Raw genomic sequence first — 23521 nt, 5'->3', positions numbered from 1 at the left:
GATCGGATCCAAAACAAGTGAAAAGACCCTTTGGGGTAGCAGAATGCCGCCATTGCACCGCCATTCCTGCACAAATCGACCGAAAATAATCTGCATAAATCTATAACTGCGGAAGTTGGGTTAGCGGCGGGGCTCACCCCGCGCGTTACTCCGTCAGGGAAACAACCCCATCGAGCAAGCTCGACCGCTAACAAAGCAAGACAGGCGGTCTTTTCGCGTGGCATCCGCCACGGCGATGACGCATAATCCCCTGCCGTGAACGAGCAGCAGCAAGAACACCATCGCGAGCGCGAACACTTTTTCGGAGCGGCCAAGATCGTGGCCGCCCTGACAAGTCTCTCGCGCGTCAGCGGGCTGTTTCGCGACATGGCCATCACCGCCCTGGGCGCCACCCGCGCGGCTAGCGCCTTTCGCGTGGCCTTCATGGTGCCCAATCTTTTCCGTCGCCTTTTCGGCGAGGGGGCTCTTTCGGCGGCGTTCGTTCCGGTCTTTTCCGATGTCGCCGAAAAGGGCGGGCTGGAGAAGGCCCGGCTGCTGCTGAGCAATTTCATCGCCCTGGCCGCGGTAGTGCTCTGCGGCGCAGCGGTGGTGGTTTCGGCAGGGCTGTTGGTGTGGGCGTGGGCCTCGCCGAAGCCGGACCTCCAACTGCTGCTGACCATGACGGTCATCATGCTGCCCTTCATGGTCACCGTCTGTCTGCTGGCGATGGGCTCTGCCGCCTTGAACTGCCGCGGGCATTTTGTCTATCCCGCCGTGGCGCCGATCCTGCTGAACCTGTTCCAGATCGCCGCGGCGGTGGCGGGGCTGAAGCTGATCGCCTCGGTCCCATCGTCACTGCTGCTGGTTTCGGCCAGCGTGCCCGTGGCCGGGCTGGTGCAACTGATCGGGGTGTTCTGGCTGCTCAAGCGCAGCAATCTGGCGATTGTCCTGCGCCTGCGACCGATCGAACCGGGAATCGCCACGGTGCTGCGCCTGATGGCGCCGGCCCTGATAGGCCTGGGCTTCCTGCAATTTTGCGAGCTGCTTCAGATGGTGATCGGGTGGGTGATGGAGGCCAAATCAACCTCGCCCTATCTGGAAATGTTCGGGTGGCAGATCCTCAAGAAACCGCTCTGGGAAGGCGACGTGGTGCGCATCGATACGGCGCGGCGGCTCTATCAGTTGCCCATGGGCGTGCTGGCGATGTCGCTGGCGACGACCATCTTTCCGCTGCTGAGCCGCTATGCCTTGCGCAATGATCTGCCGGCTTTGCGCGAGAGCGTCAACCGCGCGATCCGCCTGTCGTTTCTGGAAGGGTTCGCGGCCGGGGCGGGGCTGTTCGTGCTGGCCGAACCGATCATGGTCTTTCTCTTCCAGCGCGGCAACTTCACGCACGATGACGCCCTGCGCGCCGCGGCGATCCTGAAGTGGTACTCGCTGGGAATTTGGGCTAATTGCATGTATCCGATCCTGACCCGCGCGTTCTATGCCCTCAAAGACCCCCGCACGCCGCTGAGAATCGCCGTGGTGCTGACCGTCTTCAGCGTCGCCAGCCTCCTGGCGATGCTGATCTGGATACCGCAACTTGGCCCGCGCTCGTTTGGCCTGTCCATCTCGCTGACGACCGTGCTGACGACCGTGCTGCTGGCCGCGGCGCTGCGCCGACGCATCGGGTCTTTCGGCGACCGGCAGATGGCCTTGAGCATTCTCAAGTCGGTCGTGGCCACCGCCGCGATGGTCGCGGCGATCTATGGTCTTCTGTGGGCCCTGGCCGCCGGCGGGCTGTACCGACCCTGGCTGGCGACGATAGCGGGCGTTACGGTAGGCCTGGGCGTGCTGTACCTGGCGACCAAAGTGCTGCGCATGCCCGAACTCGATGAAATGCTGGGCCGCCTGCGCAAAAAGTAGTGGCACAGCCTTTCCAGGCTGTGGCTGATGGGACATCCCCCCGGCACCGTCACAGGCTAGAAAGCCTGTGCCACGGACTCGCCGGTGCGGTAGGATGAAGCTATGAGCATCCAGCAGGACCTGCCGCCGATTTACGCCCAACTGTCCGCCGAGCAGTTGGTCACGCGCATCGCCGCCCGCAAGAGCGAGCTGGGCGCCGATCTGTGCATTCTCGGCCATCACTACCAGCGCGATGAGATCATCCAGTTCGCCGATTTCATCGGCGACAGCCTCAAACTCTCCCGGCAGGCCGCCTCGCAGCAGCGGGCCAGGTTCATCGTCTTCTGCGGCGTACACTTCATGGCCGAGTCGGCTGACATCCTCTCAGCGCCCCAGCAGGCGGTGCTGCTGCCCAACATGCGGGCGGGCTGCGCGATGGCCGCAATGGCCGAAGAACCCGCCGTCGCCGAGGCGATGGAGGAACTTTCCGCCGCGGTGGCACAGGCTTTCCAGCCTGTGGATTCACACAGCCTGGAAAGGCTGTGCCACCAGGCCAGGATCGTCCCGATCACCTACGTGAACTCCACCGCCGCCATCAAGGCCCTCACCGGCCGCTGCGGCGGGGCCTGCTGCACGTCGAGCAACGTGCGAAGCGTCTTCGAGTGGGCGCTGCGACCGGCGGCCCAGGGCGGGGCCGGAGCCGACAAGATCCTGGCGATCCCTGACCAGCACCTCGCCGCCAACACCGCCGCCGCCCTGGGCTTCGGCCCGGACGCCTGCGCCGTTTACGACCCGCTCAAGCCCAGTGGCGGACTCGATACAGCCGCAGTCCGGCGCGCGACGTTCATCCTCTGGAAAGGCGCCTGCTACGTGCATCAGCTCTTCCGCGCCCAGCACATCAAGGACGTGCGGGCGGCGCATCCGGGCATTCGCGTCATCGTACACCCGGAGTGCCGCCGCGAGGTGGTGGAACTGGCCGACGAGGCCGGCAGCACCGAACGGATCATCAAGGCCGTCACCGCCGCCCCGGGCGGCAGCGCCTGGGCCATCGGCACCGAGAGCAACCTGGTCAACCGAATGGCCCAGCGGCGCCAGGACTGCTTCATCCGAACGCTCGCCCCAGCCGCAGCCATGTGCGTGCAGATGGCCCAGATCGACCTGCCGCATCTGCTGTGGATCCTCGACGGCCTGGCGCAAGGTGAGCTGCGAAACCGAGTGACGGTCGACCCCGCCATCGCCGCCGACGCGCGTGTGGCGCTGCAGCGGATGATAACGATTACGTAGAAGTAATCAGTAACCAGTAATCGGTAATCGGTAGTCGCGATTCTGTGATCACTGATTACCGATTACTGATTACTCGTTACAAGCGGAGCAATCGCTCATGGAACAGAATGCCCTCCCCCCGTGCCGCAACCCTCGCTGGCGCACGATCGCCCAGGTCCTGGCGTTCTGGCTGGGCATCTTCACGCTGATCAACCTGGCCGGCGAACTGATCTACAACCGCTTTGGCGTAAACATCTGGTGGATCGATCTGCAGCAGATCGGGTCGGGGGCAGCCGCCGCCATCCTCGCACCGGCGGCGGCAGCATTGATCGTATGGTCGCTCTTTCCTCGCATGGGCCGCTGGCGTGGGTTTGTCACGATCGCACTGACGATGCTCGTGCTCGCCGCGGCCGCAATCAATGCTGCAACCTTTTACGTTCTGCTGTGGCAGGGCGCGCTGCACACGCCGGTGCCGGCGCCGTTCTCGCTGGTGGTGGCGACGGGGCTTGGATTCATCGTTTGCGCCCAGGCTCGACCCACCTACAAGAAGTATCGGGCAAGACGATGGTTTCTCTCTGCCGCCGTCACTGCCGCCCTGGCGATGGCGCTGCCCCTGGCGCAGATGGCGTTCTTCGGCAACAGCGACTACCGTCGAAAGGCGGACGTCGCCGTAGTCTTCGGCGCGGGCGTTTATCCCAGCGGCAAGTGCACCAACGCCCTGGCCGACCGCGTGACGGCCGCGTGCAAGCTCTATCACGACGGGTACGTCAAGACGCTGATCTTCTCCGGCGGGCCTGGCATGGGCGAGGTCCACGAGACCGAAGGCATGCGGCGATTGGCCATGCAACTGGGCGTGCCGCAAAGCGCCATCGCCCTCGACGAACAAGGCCTCGACACGCAACGGACAGTCAACAATACCATGGCGATCTTCGGCCAGAGTAAGGGCATCCAGGTGCTCGTGGTGAGCCACTTCTACCACCTGCCGCGCATCAAGATGGCCTACGCGCGAGCGGGGCAGGAAGTCTACACCGTCCCGGCCACACAGCGCGAACTGCTCAAAAGCCTGCCTTGGTACATGCTGCGCGAGGTGGCGGCCCTGTGGGGGTATTACTTGAAACCAGGGATCAGTAATCCGTAACCGGTACTCTGTGTCATCGATCGGTTTCTGATTACCGATCACCGATTACCGATTACCGATTACTGATTACTGATTACTGATTACTTTTCACTGCTCACTGCTGTTCCGGAAAAATCATGCACTCGGCGAAGAGCATCTGGAAGTTCATGTCTTCGGAAAGCTGGACGTGTTTGGCGCGGCGGGCGAGATCTTCGGCCCGCTCGCGGGCGGCGGTGCTCACCAAGGTCCACTTGGCGCCGTTGAGGGAGGCGTTGCCGACGTAAAGGATCTTCTCACGGTCGATCTCCGTCGGCAGCAGGCCGATGCGCTGGGCGTTGCTGCGGCGGATGAAGCTGCCGAATCCTCCGGCCATCAGCACCTGCTTGAGGTCGGCGGCAGTCAGACCGGCCTGCTGGAGCAGGATGGTGATGCCCGCGCGGATGGCGCCGGTGGCCAGTTGCAGCTCGCGGATGTCGCGCTGGGTGATGCTCACGCCGCCGTTGCCGTTGGCGGCTAACAGGAACCTTGCCTGGCCGTTGTCGCCGGTCTGCACGCGGGCGGCGATGGCGGCAGGCAGAGCGGCAGGCAGTTCATCGCCGCTGAGCATGCGTCCTTCCGCAGTGACGATGCCCGCCCGCAGCAGGTCGGCGGCCACGTCGACCAGGGCGCTGCCGCAGATGCCGATGGGCTCGACGTTGCCGATAACGCTGACATGCACGTCGCCGTCGAAGACGATCTTCTCGATGGCCCCGCCGCTGGCGCGCATCCCGCAGGAAATGCGGGCGCCTTCAAACGCCGGGCCGGCGGCCGTCGACGCAGCCCAGAGCTTGCCGTCGACGGCCAGCACGATCTCGCCGTTGGTGCCGATGTCGACCATCATGACCGGGCCGTTCTGGTCGGCCAGCTCGGTGGCCACCAGCCCGGCGACGGTGTCGCCGCCGACGAACCCGCCGATGATCGGGAAGACATACGCCGCGGCATTGGGATGCACGTGCAGGCCCAGAGCCGAGGCGCCCAGGGTGAGCCCGCGCCCGTGAACGGGCACAAAGGGCACCGCCCCCAGCGGCGTGGGGTCGATCCCGCAGAGCAGGTGCTCCATGGTCGTGTTGCCGGCGAAGGTCACCTCGTACACGTTCTGGGCCGACACGCCGGCGTCGCGGCAGAGCTGCGCGAGCAGGTCGTTGACCTTGGCGATGATGATATCGTGAATTTCGCCCAGGCCTTTGGCGCTGGTGCCGCCGTGCTGGATGCGCGACAGCACGTCGTCGCCGAAGGTGACCTGCGGGTTGATGTCCGACGCCAGGGCCAGTTCCTCCCCGCTGTTGAGGTCCAGCAGCGAGCCGACGACCGTCGTCGTGCCGATGTCGAACGCGACGCCGTAGCTCTGGCCCGTCGTGTCGCCGGGCTCGACGTCGACGAGGTGATGATCGGTGAAAACCGCTGTGCCCGTAAAGGCGTTGCTCCGCAGCACGCCGCCGAGTTTGCGCAGGACGCGCAGATTGACTTTGGCCGGGCCGACGGCTTCCTGCAGGCGCATCAGGTCGCTGCGGTGGTCGTCCATGGTGGGGGCGGGCAGTTCAAACCTGATCTTGCGGACCGCCGGCTGAACGTCGGCGATGGCCTTATCCTGCGCCTCAGCGAGGATCTTATGCACGTCGCCCAGGCGCGACGACTGGGGAATGCTGATGACCGCGTCGTCGCAGATGCGCCCCTGGCACGCCAGGCGCCAGCCGGCGGCGAGTTCTTCGCTCGAAAAGAACCGCCGGCAGGCCTCGCTGCCTTCGCAGGCGCCGCTGGAGACCAGCACGCGGCATTTGCCGCAGACGCCCTTGCCGCCGCAGGGCGAGGCAATGGTCAGCCCGACGCGTCCGGCGGCCTCGACGATCGTCGTGCCCGGAAGTACAAAGACGGTGCGCCCCTGCGGTTCAAACGTCACGCGGCACTGCTTGTCAGACATCAAAACGCTCCATGACTAAGACCCATTGCTCCGGCCACTATGATAGCAGGAAACGGCGATTGCGATTCCAATTTCGGCGGGTGTTGCGCACTATACCGACGCGTGCCGGCGACGTGAAGCGATAACCTCCGCGAATACCAGGGCCACGTGGAGCAGACCGCTCAGTTGTGATACACTTCCGCTGGTTGGTCAGTGCAGCGGGACTTCTTAGGACCGGCCCTATGGGTGGACATTCGATAGAGCCTTTCCGGCGTCGCGAGGCGGCGGCTGAACGCTTGCCGCCGGCGGGAGGACAGGGTGCGTGCAGCTATTGCGGCACGACGCTGGTCTCGGCGTTCTATTTCTGCCTGGGCTGCGGCGCGCCGTACAAGAATATCGAGAGCGTGCTGTCGCGCCCGGTCGCGCGGGCGATGACTGAAGGCATCGCCATCAGCCGCCTGGCGCCGCGGGTGTGGCCGCTGTTCTGGACCTATGTCATCGTGGTCGTCTCCACGTCGATCGTGGCGTACGGGCTGTTCGAGAACAAGCCCCTGTCGCTGTACTTCGTCAGTGCGGCCTTGACGGTCACCACGATCATCTATGCGACGATTCATCGCCGGGCGTTGCTGGTGCAGTTGCGGCGGATCGGGTTCGACAGCGGCTGGGCCTGGCTGGCGCTGTTGGGGCTGGCGCCGCTTCTGGCGATCAACTATGGCTGGCACGAAACGTTGTTTCGCCTGCTGCCGCAGACGTATCGCAGCGAGATGTCGTTCTACCACGATCTGCCTGTCGGAGTGATCGTGGTGGTGATGTGCATTTTGCCGGCGATCACCGAGGAAATCGCATTCCGCGGGCTGGTGCAGCACTGGCTGACGGTGGCGATCGGGCCCTGGCGGGCGCTGCTGTTGGCCTCGGGGCTGTTCACGGTGCTGCATTTCAGCGTCATCAGCGCACCGTACCTGTTCCTGGCCGGGATGCTCATGGGCTGGGCGCGCATGAAGAGCGGCAGCCTCTACCCGTCGATGCTGATTCACCTGCTGCACAATTTTCTGGTTATTGAGTTTCTCTGGCCCGGCGGGTAGACTCCGCCACTGCGTTTGGAAAATGGGTGTTGGCATCTTAGTCTGGGTCTGCAAAATCGAACAATAGAGAGGAGGCGGTGCTGTGGAAGGTTTCGCCTGCCAAGTGGTTATTCTGCTGATTTGCGCTGTCACTGCCGGCGCCATCGCATCAAGCAAAGGTCGCAACGTCGGCGGCTGGGCTGCCGGCGGGTTCTTTCTGGGCATCATCGGCATCGTGATCGTGGCATGCCTGCCCAACCTCAAGGAGCAGGCCCAGCAGCAGGAGTTCGCCGAGAACGAGCGTCGCCGGCTTCGCGAGCAACTGCGTCAGGAACGGCTCAAGACCGAGGCGTTCCGCCGCCACGCCTCTGCTCGCCTCGACGCGCACGACCAGATCGCCGGCGTCGACACGCGCCAGATGGGTCTGCCCGCCTCCCCCGACATGCCACAGCTTGCGCAGGACCCGCTCAGCGCCTTGCTCCAGAACAACCCGCCACAGAAAGACCCGTCGCTGCTGCCGCGGCGCGACGGCACTGTGCCCGTGGTTCAGCGATCAAGCAACCCGGCGGCACCGGCCGAGGGCGAACCGGCTATCTGGTTCTATGTCCTCAATGGCAAGTCGCAGGGACCGCTGCAGGCTTCTCACATTTCCGCGCTGATCCGCAAGGGCGCCATCGGGCCAAACACACTGCTTTGGGCAGAAGGCTTCCCGGACTGGACCGCCGCGGAGTCTGTCGTGGGCTTCGCTGAGGAGTTTCCCGCATGAGCGATAAAGTCGAAGGAACACTCATCGTCGAAGGGCTCTTCGAGGGCCGCCTGCCCCAGAATTCCGACGCTCGGGGCGACCTGCTGCAGTGGATCGCTACCGCCAAGGCACAGGGCTTGAGCTTTTCGCTCGAGATCGATGGCAACCGCTTCAGCCTCCTGCCCGACAACACGCCGGTGCATTTGTCGCCGGGCATCGGGCCCGGCGACAGGATCGTCACCCAAACGCTGACGTCGCTGCTGGAGCTGTTTGACCCGCCCCAGCGACTGGCGCTGGACTCTACCATCCGCAGCACGGAGTATCGCCGCAATGAAGAGGTACAGACGCTCTACGTCGTCGGGCCCGACGGACGCGTCCACAGCACCCAGCGCGTCGCCGCCGCACGCACGACCGCCCCGCCCCAGCCGCTCTCGATGCGGGCTAAACTCAAGCTCGCAGCCGTGAGCCTGGGCATCGTCGCTTTGGCGGTTGGCGTCTCAACGCTGTTCGTCGACTATCGAGCATGGTTCGGCGACCTGTCGGACCGGATGACGGCGCTGGACGCCAATCAAATCGCCGCCGAGGCCCCCGCGTTCGCAGGGTTGCTGACCGTCGGCGAAAAGAAGCTCACGCGCCAGGACCAGACGCTCGTGCTGGAACTGACCCTGACAGCCGCCAAAGACTTCCCCGCCGACGACGCGGCGCTGGAAGCGCTGCTCAAGGGGCCCAACCTGCCGCTGCGGAAGCGACTGGCCATCGAATCGCTGGCGCGCGGATACGTCCGCTGCGATCTGTACGACAAGAAAGGCAACGCCATCGCCGCCGCCATGCCGCGCCTGCCTGCCCTGGCGGCAGGCAAATCCGCCACTCTGCAGATCGCCCTGCCCTCCTCCACCCGACCGGCGAAAATCCTGATCGCCCCGTAGCTGCTGTGGTCGATCCCGCCGCTTGCGGCTTGGCAGTTTCGTCCGTACAGTAACGTCATGTCCCTATTAAGAATCGCCAGTTGCCAGTTCCCCGTTGGCGGCGATATCGCCGCCAACGCCGATTACATCTGTCGCTACATGCGCAAGGCCACGGCCGCGCAGGCGGATGTGTTTCACACGTCGGAAGCCTCGCTGTCGGGGTACGCCGGGCACAACTTCAAGTCGTTCGCCGATTTCGACTGGGACCTGCTGCGGCGGCAGACGGCGCGCATCCAGGAACTGGCCCACTCGCTGGGGCTGTGGGTGGTGCTGGGCTCGGCGCACTGGCTGGGGCCAAAGCACAAGCCCACCAACTGCCTGTACCTGATCGGCCCCGACGGGCGCATCGCCGACCGCTACGACAAGTGCATGTGTACCGGCGGTGACCAGTATCACTACAGCGGCGGGCGCCACCTGGTGACCCGACAGATCAAGGGCGTGCGCGTCGGACTGGCGATCTGTTACGACGTGTGCTATCCCGAGATCTACGCCGCCTATCGCCGACTGGGCGTGAGCCTCATGCTGCACTCGTTCCACAACGCCGGCAGCGCCGGGCCCAGTTGCCTGGACGTGCTCAACGGCCGCCAGGTCGCCACGCGCTGCGCCGACAACCGGATGTGGGCCGTGGCCAACAACTCCAGCGCCCCGTATAGCCACTGGGGCAGCTTCGTCGCCCGCCCGGACGCGACGATCGCCATGACGCTGGGCCGCAACCGCGCCGGGATGCTCGTCTACGACTTCGACAAGGAACTCTCCACCGGCGGATGGTTCCACAACAACAAGCCGATGAAGCTCCACCCCCGCGAGGTGCTGCACTACGGCAAACCCACCGCCCACGCCCGCCAGCTCAACCGCCGCTCGAAACCGTAGGCGGGGACGGGGAGTGCGGGACCTGCCTGCCGGCAGGCAGGTTACGCGGATTTAAGGGATTAAGAGGATTAGAAACCCAAGACGGGGAGATGCCAATTCATAACTTCTGCTGTTTGTCGATTCCGCCGCTTGCGGCTTAGCAGTTTCCTCCCCGTTGGCGGCGCCGCAGCATCCAGAAATAGATTTGGCAATTGCAGGGTGCTTGCCGCTGTGGTACTTCCATGGCCATGGGTGACAGCGCCGAGCAACAACCATGGACGGTCTTGCGGCTTCTGAACTGGACGAAGGACTATTTCACGCGCGCCGGTCTGGACAGCCCGCGGCTGTCGGCGGAGGTGCTGCTGGGGCACGTGCTGGCGTGCAAGCGGATCGAGCTCTACGCCCGCTACGAATACCTGCCCACAGCTGACGAACTGGCGGCCTTTCGCGCCCTGGTTAAACGCGCGGGCGAACATGAGCCTATCGCATATCTCATCGGGCGAAAGGAGTTCTACTCGCTCGATTTCATCGTCACGCCGGATGTGCTGATTCCGCGGCCGGAGACGGAGATCGTCGTTGACCAGGCGCTGGGGCACATCAAGAGCCTGGGGCGCGACGCTTGCCTCTGGGATGTCTGCACCGGTTGCGGCTGCATCGCCGTTGCAGTGGCGGCCAACGCTCCGCAGGCGAGTGTTCTGGCGACGGACCTGTCAGCGGCAGCGGTGGCCGTGGCCGCCCGCAACGCTACGGCCCACAAGGTCAGCGACCGCGTGACGACGCTGACGGCCGATCTGCTGGCGTTGCCGCCGGAGTGGAACGGGCCCAGGACCTTCGACGTCATCACCGCCAATCCGCCGTACGTAACCGACAGCGCCGAACTGTCAGCGGCAGTGCAGCGCGAACCGGCGATGGCCCTGTACGGCGGGGCGGAGGGGTTGGACCTGATCGAGCGCCTGGTCGCGGCCGCGCCGGGCGCGCTGGCAAGCGGCGGCATGCTGGCGATGGAGATCGGCTACGACCAGCGCGACGCGGTGACGGCGATCATTTCGGACGTCGGGGCATTTGGCGAACCGCGATTCATCACAGACCTGCAGAACCACCCCCGTGTGGCGGTGGCCCTGAGAAAATGACGGTGGCACAGCCTTTCTAGGCTGTGAAGGCCACAGGCTGGAAAGCCTGTGCCCACGTCAGCCCTTCATCCGCCACTCGATAATCTGCAGCACGTTCCAGGCCAGCATGACGATCGACAGGGCCAGGCCCAGCAGGCCATAGGTGCGATGGGCGCGTCCGCGCGAGAGACTCGGCAGGGCCAGCAGAATCGCCATCAGGGCCAGGGCGATCGACGTCGCCAAAGCGTACTGGTGCTCGGGCTGGACCGGCAGCAGTTGGCCTTCGCCGCGGATGATGACCACCGCGGGCAGGGCGAACCTGGCCACCACGTAACCGACAAGGAACGAAGCCACCGACAGTGCCAGCGCCCAGAACGCCGTGGGATTACGAGCCGGGGGAGACGCTGCAGGTACCGGAACGCTGCCGCTTTGATCACTCATGCCGTGTCCATCCTGAGTGCGAGGTAGGTTACCTGAAGGTATAACGGGAGTCGCGACGATTTTCAATTGCAATACCACGAACTGCGTAAACCCGCGGGGGGAAAAGCCGCGGCGGAGGCACCAAGTATTCATCAAAGCCGTTGTGTGGCTTTTGATGAATACTTGCGCTGGCGGGGGTACGCGGCCCTAAATGAAGAAGTAATTCACACAACGAATTACTTCTTCATTTAGTGCCTCCGCCGCGGCTTTTCCCCCTTGCATAAGGCTGATAGCTGATAACCGATCGCTTTGCTACAATCTTCCCGTCATCGAAAGGAACCGTCATGGGCAGATCGATCCCGCTGACCGATACCGACCGCGCCCGATACCAGTGGCAGATGTGGACGCCCCAGTTCGGCGAGGCCGGGCAGGAGAAACTCAAGGGCGCCTCGGTGCTGATCTCGCGCGTCGGCGGGCTGGGCGGCGTGGCGGCGCTGGAGCTGGCGGCCGCCGGCGTGGGGCGATTGGTGCTGGCCCATGGCGGCAACGTCACGCCCAGCGACCTCAACCGCCAGATCCTCATGACCGAAGACTGGCTGGGAAAACCGCGCGTCGAATCGGCCCGGCGGCGATTGCTCGATTTCAACCCGCACATCGAAGTCGAGACCATCGCCTCCAACATCACCGAGGCCAACGCCGCCGAACTGGTGGGCAAGGCAGACCTCGTGCTCGATGCGGCCCCGCTGTTTGAAGAGCGGTTCCTGATGAACGCCCAGGCCGTCCGCCAGGGCAAAGTGCTCGTCGACGCGGCGATGTACGACACCAGCGCGAATCTCACGACGATCATCCCCGGCCGCACGGCGTGCCTGGCATGCCTGTACCCCGAGGCCCCGCCGGCATGGAAGCGCCAGTTTCCGGTCTTCGGCGCCTGCTCGGGCGCGGTGGCGTGCCTGGCGGCGATGGAGGCGATCAAAGCCATCGCCGGTTTCGGTGAGCTGCTGGCCGGACACCTGCTGGTGATGGACGTCCGCGACATGCAGATGCACAAGATGCAGATCGCCCGCCGGCCCGACTGCCCGGTGTGCGGGCACGTTTGACCGCATGGTCGGGAACGGGGAGTGCGGGACGTGCCTGCCGGCAGGCAGGTTACGCGGATATGGCGGATTAAGAGGATTTAGAAACTGGGGGAAATGTCCACGTCCTGCTGCATCTCAACGAGTTTTCCCGTCCCTTGCATGGTCGTCCGGACGTATTGCTCTGGTTCACGTTCTTCGAAAGGAAGTAAGATGAGGACTTGGGTTCTTCCGCTGATCGTGGTTGTCTCTGTGACGCGCACACCGGGGCAATCTGTGACGGAGGAGGATGGCCCGGCCGCACCGCGCCGCTGCGGAGGTTTTACCCTCATCGAATTGCTGGTCGTCATGGCGATCATCGCTGTGCTGGCGGCCATTCTCACGCCCGTGGTAGCCAACGCCGTCGAGCACTCCCGCGCTGTGTCCTGCCAGACCCGCCTGCGGCAGTGGCAGAATGGGCTCAGCCGGCACCTGATGGCCACCAACGGCGTACTCCCCCGCCGCGGGCAGGGGGTGCAGCCCCTGTCGCAGATCGCGCGGCCGGAGGACTGGTTCAACGCCCTTGCGCCCTATATGGACTCGCCGGCGTATCAGGACCTCGTGGCCAGCGGCGCGCAGCCGGCGCCGAAGCAGACTTCCGTCTTCATCTGCCCCACCGCGGTGGCGCCGTCGCAAGGGCTGAGCACGTACTTCCTGCCCCTGGCGATGAACATGTACCTCTCGCCGTGGATCCGGCCCGAGCCACACCGCCTGTCGGAGCTGCCGTCGCCCAACACGCTGGCGTTCATGGCCGACGCGGCAGGACCGTACGCGTCGGTCGTTCCCTCCAAGAAGGGCTATGACGTAGTGCCCCGCCACCTGGGCAAGGCCAACGTGCTGTTTCTGGACGGACACGTGGCGGCCTACGACGGCACGTATCTCGGCTGCGGCGTGGGCGAACCGTCTCGCGGCGACATTCGATGGCAGACCCTCAGCACCGGCGTTAACCAGGCGCCGGTCGAGTAGCACGGGCATCTTGCCCGTGAGTAGCATGGGCGTCCCGCCCATGCTCTTGCTGTGTGGCATGGGCGTCTCGCCCATGCTCCCCGAACCTTGCGTTCAGGGACACGCACAACGGAGTTGTGCGTGGCACCCTTTGTACCAGAGAAGGAGATGCAATGAGTCCGGCAAGAAGACTGATGTTGTTAGCGGCCTTGGCAGCGGCGACCGCTTGCTCCAGTTCCAAACCCACAACCCGCCCGGCAGCGGGCGACAAGAAGCCCGTTCGCGCCGCCGTCATCGGCGGAATGACAATGACCGGCGTGTGGCCGCGGATTGCAGAGAAGTTCACCGCCGCCACGGGCTACCCCGTCCAGGTGGTGATCACCGGACCGCGTCCGGGTCTGGCAGCGGCCATGCGCGAAGGCAAGATCGACCTGCTGACCATGCACTCCGGAGACATCACCACCGCCCTGGTGGCCGACGGGTTCGCCACGAACCTGCGCCCCTGGGCCAAGAACGACCTGGTGATCGTCGGCCCGGCGTCGGACCCGGCCAAGATCAAAGGCATGACCGACGGCGCCGCGGCAATCAGGCAGATCGCCGACGCCAAGGCCAAGTTCGTCGACTTCCACGGCATCGGCTCGCGCGAGGTGGCCCTGGGCCTCTGGAAGCGCAGCGGCGTCGAACCGGCGGGCGACTGGATCGTCAAGGACGAGTCAGGCGACCACAAGAACATCCTGCTCTTCGCCCAGCAGCACAACGCCTACGTGATCGTCGGGCGCATGCCCGTGCTCTGGGGCAAGATCCAGCGCGGAACGATGGAGATCCTGGTCGACGCCGACCCGCTCATGCGCCGCACGTACGTGGTGATGGAAGCCAACCCCCGCACGTTCGCCGACGCCAACATCGACGGCGCCAAGGCGCTGGCCGACTTCCTGCTCAGCGAGCCGATCCAGCAGTACCTCGCCGACGCCCCCGAAAACCGCCGCGACGGCGTGCCGCTGTTCTACCCCGTCAGCCCGGCGGCTCGCGCGGTCAAAAACTGACCACAGAGGCACAGAGGAAGATGAGGAGGAAGGGCAAAGATCTGGAGCACTTGTTTTGTTAGCGGTCGAGCTTGCTCGACGTGGTTTCTTCCCCGACCCAACGCGCGGGGCAAGCCCCGCCGCTAACGCTTCGGTCAGTTCTTCTTCGTATTGAACGCCAGGGCGTGGATCACGCCGTCGTGGGTTTCGAAGTAGCCCGTTTGACCGTGGCGGATGAAGGGACCGCAGGAGGGCACGCCGGCCAACGTCCAGACCTCGTGGCCGGTGGCCTGATCGACGGCAGCCAGACGCGAGTGGCTGCCTGAGACGATGTAGTGCAGCACGCCGGCCGAGGCGGTCATCGGTCCGCAGCCCTCGGCGCTTTGCGTCCAGAGAAGCTGCCCGTCGCGGCTGCCCAAGGCCAGCACCTCGCGGGTGCGGAGGAACACGGCCGATTCGTCGGCCAGCATGTGGAAGACGAACGGCACGGCGCGCGACCAGGCGACCTGGTGGCGATCGAGGTCCAGGGCGAGCAACTGGCACGACCCGCCGCGGCGGCGCTGGACGGCGTAGGCGCGTCCGGCCGCTACCGCCACCAGCGGGCGCGACAGCAGCGAAGCCTCGCCCTTCCAGTCGACCTGCCAGGCCAGTCGCCCGTCGGAGGCGTTGAGACACCAGAGCGAGCGGCCGCTGGCAACGTAGACATTGCCCCCGTCCACGGCGGCGGTCGAGATCAGCCCCTGTCCGGCGATGGGCGTGGACCAGAGGGTTTGGCCCGAGGCGGCGTCGAGCAGATGTACGCGATCGTGATTAGTCCAGCAGACTTTTCCGCCGTCGAGCACGACGGGGCGGCACGGTTCGGCCAACCGCTCGGGCGAGTTCTGGGCGAACCGCCAGAGCACGCGGCCGTCGGCGGCGTCCAGTGCGGCCAGTTCCAGCTTGCCCTGCCGCGGGGACGAGAGGGTGAAGACGCGTTGGTCGTCGGCGGCAAGATGTCCGAGGCTTTCGAGCGGGCTCTGCCAGCGCTGCAGACCTGAGGCGGCATCGAGGGCGGCGACGCGGCGGGCGGGGCCATCCTTGCGCAGGACATACATGCTGGCGCCTCGGACGACAAACTCGCCGGTGGCGCCGGCAGCGGCGTCGATCTCGTGCCGCCAGAGTTCTGGGCCCGGTCCGGCGGCCTGTGCCGCAGCGGCGGTGTCGCAGGGGGCGTTGGAGCCCAGGCGGGCGGCCGTCATAACGGCCAGCATGACCGCCGCGGCGGCGGCGCCGGAGGCGAGGAGTTTCCAGGCTCGGCGGCGGCCTCGGCGGTGGGCGGCCTGGCGGGCGACCATCGTCCTGAGCGACTGCTGGAGGGCGTCGCTGGGCTGGATCGACGGCTGGTTCTTGAGCAGGCCCAGAACCCCCCGCGCGTCATCGGCGGCGCGTCGACAGGCGGGGCAAAGGTCGAGGTGAGCTTCGAGGGCCTGGCGGTACGGTTCAGCCAAGGCCTCCAGGGCCCACGCGTCCAGATGAAGATGTGCCTGTTGGCAGTCCAACGATTTCTCCCGCTCCAAATCGTGTCGTTCTGAAGAAGATTACGCCCGGCGGGAGCGGTCGGGGACAGATTTTGGCGCCCGGGCGGTCAATCGCTCGCGCAGGCGGGCGAGGCCGCGCTGGGCACGCTTTTTGGCGGCCTCCTCGGAAATGCCCACCGTAGCGGCGATCTGGACGAAAGACAGTTCATGCACCACTCGCAGCATCAGCACCGCCCGTTCGCTGCGGGGCAGGGTGTCGAGCAGCCCCAGGTCCGCGCCGGGACTTTCAGCGACCGGTCCGCCCGGCGGACTGATGCGATCGGCGATCTCCTGCACGGCAGCGAGCTGGCGGCTGCGGCTACGGATGATGTCCACGCAGACGTTTCGCAGGACGGTGTAGAACCACGTGGCGAAGGGGCGCGAGGACTGGTACTTCTCCGCCCCGCGGACGATCCGCAGGAATGCCTCCTGCAGGGCGTCTTCGGCCAGGGCGGCGTCGGAGAGGATGGCCAGCGCGGCCGCCAGACCCGGTCGCGTGAAGCGCGAAACGATCTGCTGAAAAGGCTCGGCGTCCAGGTCTCGCTGGAACCGCGCCATCAGGGCTTCGTTTGTGGCCTCGCTTTGCTGCATGGTGTTTATTCGGGGTGCCGTGGCGCGGAGGGCCGCAGGCCCGGAGAGCCACGATCCCTGAGCGAGCATCGGTGGAGCCTGGTCGTGGCTGTCGAGCTTCGCCCTCCCGCCACGGCACCCTGATCGCCGCCGCTCATTCTTTGTCGCGGGACATCTTTCCGGCCCGTTCAGCATACTCTTTGAACAGGCGCAGATACAACTGGAAGTCCTGGTATGAAACCCCCGGCGGGGTCTGATGGTCGCAGCTAATTATCAGTCCGCCGCCAGCCGCCGTGGGCAGCAGGCGTTCGAACTCGGCCCGCATGGCCGCTTCGCCCTTGTTCATGGTCATCTTGTCGAAGCATCCGATGAACCGCATCGTCGGGTGGTTTCGGCGGATGACGGCCACGTCCACGCCGGCCTGGCGCTCCAGCGGCAAAATGCCGTCCAGCCCCGCCTGGGCGAACCAGTCGGCCGGAATCGTCACGTCGCCGTCGGAGTCGGTGATGGTCAGGGCTCCGTGGCGTTTCAGGGCGGGCATGACCTGGTGGTAGTACGGGGTCATGAACTCGTCGAAGAGCTGCTTGGAGAGCATCGAGCCGTGATTGTAGCTCATGTCCTCGGCGAAGGTCATGAAGTCGGGCTTGCAGACCTGGTGCAGTGCGTCGGCCACGCGGATGATCCACTCTGCCAGGTCCTGGTTGATGCGGTGCATGAGCTTGGGGTGGTCGAAGAACGCGTACAGGTGCGGCTCGATGCCGAACAGCGTTCGAGGGAACCAGAAGAATCCCTCGACGGTATACCAGACTGCCACGTCGCCCTTTTCCTGCTCAGCGGCCCAGGTGGACCACCATTTTTCATCCACGACCGGCCAGGGATAGAGGAACTCGCGAACGCGGTCATAGTCGGCTTCGTTGGCGATAATGCCCGCCCCGTGCGACGCCGGACCCGGGCAGCCCTGCTTGCGCGTGCCGAACCAGCCCTGCAGATACACGTCCATGCCCAGGTGGCGGCGGATGGCGTTGCCGTCGGTGATTTCCTTGGGCAGGCCTTCGCCCCACCACCGTTCGAGGGTGGACCCCCACCAACCGGCCCACTCGAGAATCGGCAGACGGTCGAAGGGCTTGAAGTTCATCACGGCCTGGAATCGCTCGCGGGTGTTCATGCGGTTCTCCTTCGGGCACAGGTCATACCACAGCAGCCGGCCAGGTGTCCACTGTGGAATCTGTCCGAGCTTGTGCGGCGGGCCCGTCAAAGCGCTCCGCACGCGGGAGGACCACCTGATGGCCGTCGACTGCCACGCGATATCGGCGCCAGCGCCGACCGAAAAGGGTCTTGGCGTTTCTATCGCATTGTTGGCTGCCGATACAGTTGCGGCACACGTAAAGGAATCTTCTCTTGAAGATTTGGGCCCTTAGCCGCGCAGTTTCAAGCAGTTGCATCACAGCGGGAAGAATGGCGTCGAAAAAACGGTCATTATCGACATTTTAGGCATTGCATATTTGGTGTTTTGTGGTATACTGGCCTTGTTACGCAGGATAGAAGCAGAGGAAGCTTCTGGAGAATCCTGCCGCGTAGTGCGTGTTTAAAAGCACAAAGAAGAAGACCCCCTATCTTTGCAGCGGAAGGAGAAACGTTATGAGAAGTCCTGGAGCTGTTTTCATATCTGTTGCCTTGATGCTTGCGCTGGCAGGCAGCGCCTCGGCGGCGGTATACACGGTCACCTCGACAGCCGATGACGGGAGCGAGGGCACATTGCGATGGGCCATCACTCAGGCCCAGGCCAACGGCGGGGCCGACACGATCAACATCACCGCCACCGGGACGATTACCCTTGGCTCAACGTGGGCAGGCGCACCGCGCTCGGCATTCTACATCAGCGATGCCCTGACCATCACCGGCTCGGGCGTGACGATTGCCGGAAACAACACCTTCCGGTTCGCCTCGGTGTACAACACGAGCTTGGACATCTCGGGCGTGACCTTCACCAATTTCAATGCCACCGGCGGCAACGGTGGATCCGTCAGCCGCTGCCCCGGCGGCGGCGGCGCTCTTGGCGCCGGCGGCGTGATCTTTGCCAATCAGGCCAATCTGACCATTAGCGACGTTACTTTCTCGGGCAACACCGCCAAAGGCGGCAACGGCGGTGAAGGTGGCGGCAGCAGCACTTCCACGGGCGGCGGACCTGGCGGCGGTGGGATGGGCGGCAACGGGGCCAATGCCTACTACGGTGCCGGTGGAGCAGCGAACGATCCATCCGGGCTCGGTGCCGGACCTGCCGGGTCGAACAGTGGTGCTGCAGGCAATTTTGGCGCAGGAGCCAGCGGTCCAGCCAACAAGACCGGCAAAACCGGCGGCTTTGGCGGCGGTGGCAGCGGCGGCAGCCGTACGCAGACTGCGGCCGGGGCAGGCGGCTTCGGCGGGGGCAATGGCGGCAACGGCGGCGGCGCGCAGGGCGCAGGTGGCGGCGGCGCAGGCATGGGCGGCGCCATCTTCATGTTGGGTGGAACGGCTACCATTTCCAACAGCGATTTCATCAATAACTCGGCTCTTCTGGGCTTGGGCGGCACGTACCAGCAGGCCCAGGACGGGCAGGGCCTAGGGGGAGCCATCTTCAACGCCAACGGCGTTTTGACGGTCAGCGAGACGACGTTTGACGGCAACGCGGCAGCGCAAGGCGCGGCCAACGTCTACGGGTTCTTCGGCACGACCGGCGTCATCAACAACACCGGTAGCGTGACGCTGATCAACAGCCCCGACGCCTTCTTGGCCTCAGGCAGCAGCGTCAACTATGGCTTCGTCGAAGGTACGACGTGGACGGAAATCACCATCGCCATCCCCGAGCCGGCGACCATGGGTCTGCTGGTTCTGGGCGGCGTGGCCGTGCTGGTCCGTCGGCGGCGCGTGGCATAGGCTTCGAGACCTTAGCGGAAAATGCATCCGCCACGGGCGGCCTCAAAAAGGCCGCCCGTTTCATTGGCCACCTTGCGAGGCGGCTTGTTCGCGATAGGCCTTGCCTTGCCGGTACAGTCCCAGCCGCGATTCCAGCACGGCTGCCCGTTGAAGGTGACCGGCGGCCCTGGCCAGAACAACCGCTCGCTCAGCGACCGCGACAGCCTGAGAGAACTGCCCATTGGCGGCATGGGCTGCCGCCAGAACGTCAAGAGACTCGATCGCGTTCGGCGCCGGGAGGACCGCCCGTTGGGCCAGCGTCAGACTGCGGGCGAGGTTTTCTGAAGAGGCGGGCAATGTCGTTGCCAGCAGCCATGCCAGGTTTCTCATGGCCCCGATGTGGTTGGCGTCGATGGCCAAAGCCCGCTCGTACTGCTCCACCGCTTCGGCGGGCCTGCCCAGCAGCCTCAGGACCGAACCCAGGTTGTGGTGCGCGTCGGCCATGTCGGGCTTGTGCGAGATGGCTTGCTGATAATGGTTCATCGCCTGGGACAATTCGCCCCGTCCCGCCAGGATGTTGGCCAGATTGTAATGCGCTTCGGCGTACGTGAAATCAAGACTGATGGCTCGCCGATAGTGCTCGATGGCTTCTGACGCGTGGCCGCCGGCTACCAGAAGATTGGCCATGTTGAAATGGGCTTGGCGGTAGTTCGGATTAATTCTGAGGGCAACGCGGTAGTGGCCAAGGGCCTGGTCAGTGTCGCCAAGCTTGGCCAGTACCAGCCCCAGATTATTGTGCGCCTCGCAGTGTTCCGGCTGCGCGACAATCGCTTTTCGATAATGATCCATTGCCTCCATCAGATTGCCTTCATTCATCCTGAAGTTGCCCAGGACATAGTGCCCTTCCGCAAAGTCAGCCTGGATCTGCAGGGCCTGCTGGTAGCACTGAAGGGCTTGGTCCTTGAGATCCAGCCGCATCAACGCGTTACCGAGATTCACATAGGCCAGCGGGAAATCCTTCTTCAACTCCAGCGCCATGCGATACTGGGCAATGGCCAGGTTTGTCTGCCCCAGCACGAAATACGCCTGACCAACGTTGTGATGTGCCCGCGCGTTCTGCGGCCGCTTGCGGACGGTGTCTTGCCAGATGGAGAGTTCAGACTGGTAGTCGCCATTGCGGGCGGCGGTTGCCAACCCCAGCGCCAGCGCGACGGCAACGGCCACCACGACGGCAGCGGAATGATGCACAAGCCGGTTCGCCCGGACCGGGCGAACCCACAGCCAATATGCGCCTGCGACGGCCAGAATCGTGACCGCCGCCAGCGGAAGATAAGTCCGGTGTTCACACATCAGATCGTCGATCGGAAGAACGCTGGAGGTGGGCGCCAGAAGCAGGAAATACGCCACGCCCAAGAAACCCGCACTTGGAAATCGTCGCAGTGCCAGTATCGCGGCCGCCAGCAGGCCGCCGGCGGCCAGCGTCCACGCGATGGTATCCCAGGCAATCGAAGCCACGGGCCAACCATAGTCTAGAACCAGCGGGTGTGGCCAGAGAGCCAGCCCCAGGTACTTCAGGATGACCTGCGGCTGCGAGAGGGCGTATTCCCACCATGTCACCCGCGCATGAAGCCCGGCGGTGCTGCCGCGGCTGCTGTTGCCAAGCACCAACCAGGCCAGCAGAAGCCACGTCATCGCCAGCGACAGATACGCCGGCCATCGGCGGCGGAGCGAATCCTTGACCGATGAGGTCCAGAAGACGCGATCATACAGCAGCACCATCAGCGGTGCCGTGGCCACGACCTCCTTGGTGGCCATGCCAAGAAGGCAGTTGATCGTCGACAGCGCATACCAGAGGATTCCCGGCGATGACGCAAAGCCGCGAATGGCGCAATAGAGCGTGGCCAGGTAGAAGAGTCCGGCCAGCGATTCAGCTCGCTGGATCACGTACGTCACCGATTGCGTGTGCAGCGGATGGATAGTCCAGATTGTCGCCGCGGCTGCGGCCACAAACATGGCCCCGCGGCCGAACTGTGCGGCTATCGCCGGCAAAGCAAGCGTCCGCCTCAGTATCCCCAGCAGGAAAAGTCCGCTCAAGATGTGGATCGCCACGTTGGCGACGTGGTAGCCCCTGACGTCGGCGCCGCCAAGGGCGTAGTTAAGAGCCAGCGTCAAATTCAGGATCGGGCGCCCGCTGACAGTATGGCCTCCGGAGGGAGGCGACAGGGGCGCCCACAGAGGCCACAGACACCGGATGCTGGGATTGGCCACAATGGAGTCGGGGCCGTCAAACACGAAGGGAGCGTCAATGCTGCTGTAGTAAACCGCCACGGCCGCAAGAACGATGAATCCGCCGGCCAGTGCGGCGCCTGCCCTGCCGGACAGCGGTATCTTGCCTTGGGAAGACATTGATGGCAGCGTGGCCTCGTCCATGACCGCAGGATACCATGCTGGAGCGGTCTGCCGCCACCCCGTTCCCCTTCCCCATATCGTGTCGCAGGCGTCTGGCCCGCGCGTAGAGGGTGGGAGGTTTTCAGCCTGCGGGCTCTTCGCAGAACACCTCACAGCCGGTCGCAGCTTGGGAAAGGCTGTGCCACCACGGGCGAGCCCTTCGGCAAATTCATTTAGGATCGAGAACAATGGTAGATACAGACAGAACGTCGATGCTCCTGGCGTGAATCCGACGCCCTTTTTGCAGCTACTGCACCGGGAGGAGCGGGAAGGGGCGTAAATACGTAAGTCGTTTTATTATAAGTACTTGCGGGTACCGGTGGATTTGTGCGTTTTGAATATCGCTGTGAAAAGTACAACAAAGTACAAGAAAGTACAATGACCGGGATTCTTCCGGTTAAACTCCCGGCATGACCACTTACGCCCAATACATCACCGAAAGCGTTCTGGCCCGGGTCGATATCGACCGCTTCCTCTCGGACGAGCCCTCATGGGCGCAGTTCGATCCGGAAGTGGGGTACGTGCTGGGCAACTACATGCCGCGCGACGGGCTCGACGGATCGAGCACCATCTCGACCAGCCAACCCGACGGCGCCCGCCGCGCGGCGATCTACGCCGACCGGCCACGCCGCATCAACACCTACGGCAACAGCTTCACCCAGTGCCACCAGGTCAGCGACGAGGAGACGTGGCAGGAATACCTGGCCGCGCACCTGGGCGAGCCGATCGGCAACTTCGGCATGGGCGGCTTTGGCGTGTACCAGTCGTACCGGCGGATGATCCGCACCGACAGCGGGCCCGAGGGCGGGCGATACGTCATGCTCTACGTCTGGGGCGACGACCACATCCGCTCATGCCTTCGCTGCCGCCACGTGCTGACCAGCCGCTGGTGGAACCACGTCGGCGGGGCGATGTTCCACGGCAACTTCTGGGCAAACGTCGAGATGGATCTGGCGTCGGGACGCTTCGTCGAAAAGGAAAACCTCCTGCCCACGCCTCAGTCGCTGTACAAGATGACTGACGCTGGCTGGATGATCGACGCCCTGGCCGACGACCTGATGCTGCGCCTGAGCCTGTTCTGCTACAACCAGATCGACGACCTCGACTTGACCGCGATCAACCGCTTGGCGGAGATCCTCCACTGCCCGCCCGTCGCCGCCGACGATCTGCCCACGCAGCGGATACAGGCCGACGTCATCCGCATGGCCTACGGATTCGCCGCCACCGAGTACATCCTCGAAAAGGCCGTCGCCTTCGCGGCCGCCCGCGACAAAAAGCTGCTGCTGATCCTTCTGTGCCCTTCCGCCACGCGTCAACTGCTGGAAGGAACCCCGCGCCACGACCAGCGCGTCGCCGACTACATCGCCCGGCGCGGTTGGCCGTGCTTCGACATGAACCTCGTACACCAGCAAGACTTCAAGAGCTTCCGCCCGGACGTGGATGCGTATCTGCGGCGATACTTCATCGGCCACTACAGCCCTGCCGGCAATCACTTCTTCGCGATGTCGATCCGCCGCACGGTGGTGGACTGGCTGGACCCCAAGCCGATCACCTACGCCGACGACTCGCAGGCGCGGATCGGTTTCCAGAACTATCTGCCGGCATAGCCGGTTTACGGGCGGGGGAAAAGTCGCGGCGGAGGCAC

Annotated in this window: 19 protein-coding genes; 13 read left to right on the top strand and 6 right to left on the bottom strand. The window is 64.6% G+C overall.

Annotated elements, in window-relative coordinates; translation table 11 throughout:
* The first annotated feature begins 255 nt into the window (after nt 1-255).
* The 3 genes from murJ (at nt 256) to ABFD92_12905 (ending at nt 4267) form a co-directional block, all read left to right on the top strand.
* Nucleotides 256-1887, top strand: coding sequence for a murein biosynthesis integral membrane protein MurJ (gene murJ, locus ABFD92_12915; GenBank protein MEN6505439.1), 1632 nt, complete (start codon nt 256-258; stop codon nt 1885-1887).
* A 102-nt stretch (nt 1888-1989) separates the two neighbouring features.
* A complete protein-coding gene (gene nadA, locus ABFD92_12910) occupies nt 1990-3150 on the top strand; it encodes a quinolinate synthase NadA (protein ID MEN6505438.1) in 1161 nt (386 codons plus the stop codon).
* Nucleotides 3151-3247: 97 nt separating this feature from the next.
* Entirely contained in the window at nt 3248-4267 is a 1020-nt protein-coding gene (locus ABFD92_12905) for a YdcF family protein (GenBank protein MEN6505437.1), read from the top strand.
* A gap of 94 nt (nt 4268-4361) precedes the next feature.
* On the opposite strand, the gene ABFD92_12900 is transcribed toward ABFD92_12905, so the two are convergent.
* Entirely contained in the window at nt 4362-6203 is a 1842-nt protein-coding gene (locus ABFD92_12900) for an ASKHA domain-containing protein (protein ID MEN6505436.1), read from the bottom strand.
* A 221-nt stretch (nt 6204-6424) separates the two neighbouring features.
* Between ABFD92_12900 and ABFD92_12895 the strand changes: the two genes are divergently transcribed.
* From ABFD92_12895 to prmC, 5 genes are all read left to right on the top strand, one after another.
* On the top strand, nt 6425-7264 hold the full coding sequence (locus tag ABFD92_12895) for a CPBP family intramembrane glutamic endopeptidase (GenBank protein MEN6505435.1): 840 nt from the start codon (nt 6425-6427) through the stop codon (nt 7262-7264).
* A 103-nt stretch (nt 7265-7367) separates the two neighbouring features.
* Nucleotides 7368-8009 carry a DUF4339 domain-containing protein gene (locus tag ABFD92_12890; GenBank protein ID MEN6505434.1) on the top strand — a complete coding sequence of 214 codons (642 nt, stop codon included), beginning with the start codon at nt 7368-7370 and terminating at the stop codon, nt 8007-8009.
* Complete coding sequence (locus tag ABFD92_12885; GenBank protein MEN6505433.1) at nt 8006-8914, top strand: hypothetical protein; 909 nt, start codon at nt 8006-8008, stop codon at nt 8912-8914. Before ABFD92_12890 ends, ABFD92_12885 begins: the two co-directional genes overlap by 4 nt.
* A 57-nt stretch (nt 8915-8971) precedes the next feature.
* Nucleotides 8972-9823, top strand: a complete 852-nt coding sequence (locus ABFD92_12880; GenBank protein MEN6505432.1) for a carbon-nitrogen hydrolase family protein — start codon at nt 8972-8974, stop codon at nt 9821-9823.
* A gap of 221 nt (nt 9824-10044) precedes the next feature.
* On the top strand, nt 10045-10932 hold the full coding sequence (gene prmC, locus ABFD92_12875; protein MEN6505431.1) for a peptide chain release factor N(5)-glutamine methyltransferase: 888 nt from the start codon (nt 10045-10047) through the stop codon (nt 10930-10932).
* Nucleotides 10933-10989: 57 nt separating this feature from the next.
* Here prmC and ABFD92_12870 read toward each other — a convergent pair whose 3' ends face one another.
* Entirely contained in the window at nt 10990-11352 is a 363-nt protein-coding gene (locus tag ABFD92_12870) for a hypothetical protein (protein ID MEN6505430.1), read from the bottom strand.
* A gap of 323 nt (nt 11353-11675) precedes the next feature.
* On the opposite strand from ABFD92_12870, the gene ABFD92_12865 reads away from it, so the two are divergent.
* From ABFD92_12865 to ABFD92_12855, 3 genes are all read left to right on the top strand, one after another.
* The gene (locus ABFD92_12865) at nt 11676-12428 is read left to right on the top strand and encodes a HesA/MoeB/ThiF family protein (protein ID MEN6505429.1); all 753 of its coding nucleotides are present in this window, start codon (nt 11676-11678) and stop codon (nt 12426-12428) included.
* 189 nt (nt 12429-12617) lie between these two features.
* A complete protein-coding gene (locus ABFD92_12860; GenBank protein MEN6505428.1) occupies nt 12618-13409 on the top strand; it encodes a prepilin-type N-terminal cleavage/methylation domain-containing protein in 792 nt (263 codons plus the stop codon).
* A gap of 152 nt (nt 13410-13561) precedes the next feature.
* Nucleotides 13562-14431: a substrate-binding domain-containing protein gene (locus ABFD92_12855; protein ID MEN6505427.1), complete on the top strand. Its 870-nt coding sequence runs from the start codon at nt 13562-13564 to the stop codon at nt 14429-14431.
* A gap of 134 nt (nt 14432-14565) precedes the next feature.
* On the opposite strand, the gene ABFD92_12850 is transcribed toward ABFD92_12855, so the two are convergent.
* The 3 genes from ABFD92_12850 to ABFD92_12840 all read right to left on the bottom strand — a co-directional run bounded on the left by ABFD92_12850 (nt 14566) and on the right by ABFD92_12840 (nt 17701).
* Nucleotides 14566-15948 carry a PQQ-binding-like beta-propeller repeat protein gene (locus tag ABFD92_12850; GenBank protein MEN6505426.1) on the bottom strand — a complete coding sequence of 461 codons (1383 nt, stop codon included), beginning with the start codon at nt 15946-15948 and terminating at the stop codon, nt 14566-14568.
* A 39-nt stretch (nt 15949-15987) separates the two neighbouring features.
* On the bottom strand, nt 15988-16557 hold the full coding sequence (locus ABFD92_12845) for a sigma factor (GenBank protein ID MEN6505425.1): 570 nt from the start codon (nt 16555-16557) through the stop codon (nt 15988-15990).
* A gap of 133 nt (nt 16558-16690) precedes the next feature.
* Nucleotides 16691-17701, bottom strand: coding sequence for a uroporphyrinogen decarboxylase family protein (locus tag ABFD92_12840; GenBank protein ID MEN6505424.1), 1011 nt, complete (start codon nt 17699-17701; stop codon nt 16691-16693).
* A gap of 512 nt (nt 17702-18213) precedes the next feature.
* Here ABFD92_12840 and ABFD92_12835 point away from each other — a divergent pair.
* Nucleotides 18214-19449, top strand: a complete 1236-nt coding sequence (locus tag ABFD92_12835; protein MEN6505423.1) for a PEP-CTERM sorting domain-containing protein — start codon at nt 18214-18216, stop codon at nt 19447-19449.
* Between the two features lie 60 nt (nt 19450-19509).
* Here the strand turns inward: ABFD92_12835 and ABFD92_12830 are convergent, their stop codons facing one another.
* Nucleotides 19510-21834 carry a tetratricopeptide repeat protein gene (locus ABFD92_12830; GenBank protein MEN6505422.1) on the bottom strand — a complete coding sequence of 775 codons (2325 nt, stop codon included), beginning with the start codon at nt 21832-21834 and terminating at the stop codon, nt 19510-19512.
* Between the two features lie 452 nt (nt 21835-22286).
* Here ABFD92_12830 and ABFD92_12825 point away from each other — a divergent pair, with 452 nt between their 5' ends.
* Nucleotides 22287-23483 carry a hypothetical protein gene (locus ABFD92_12825; protein MEN6505421.1) on the top strand — a complete coding sequence of 399 codons (1197 nt, stop codon included), beginning with the start codon at nt 22287-22289 and terminating at the stop codon, nt 23481-23483.
* Nucleotides 23484-23521: the final 38 nt, after the last annotated feature.

It is taken from the genome of Planctomycetaceae bacterium (assembly GCA_039680605.1).
Classification (GTDB): Bacteria; Planctomycetota; Phycisphaerae; order SM23-33; family SM23-33; genus JAJFUU01.
Note: the sequence above shows the minus strand (reverse complement) of the source record. Positions and strands in the feature narration are given on the sequence as shown.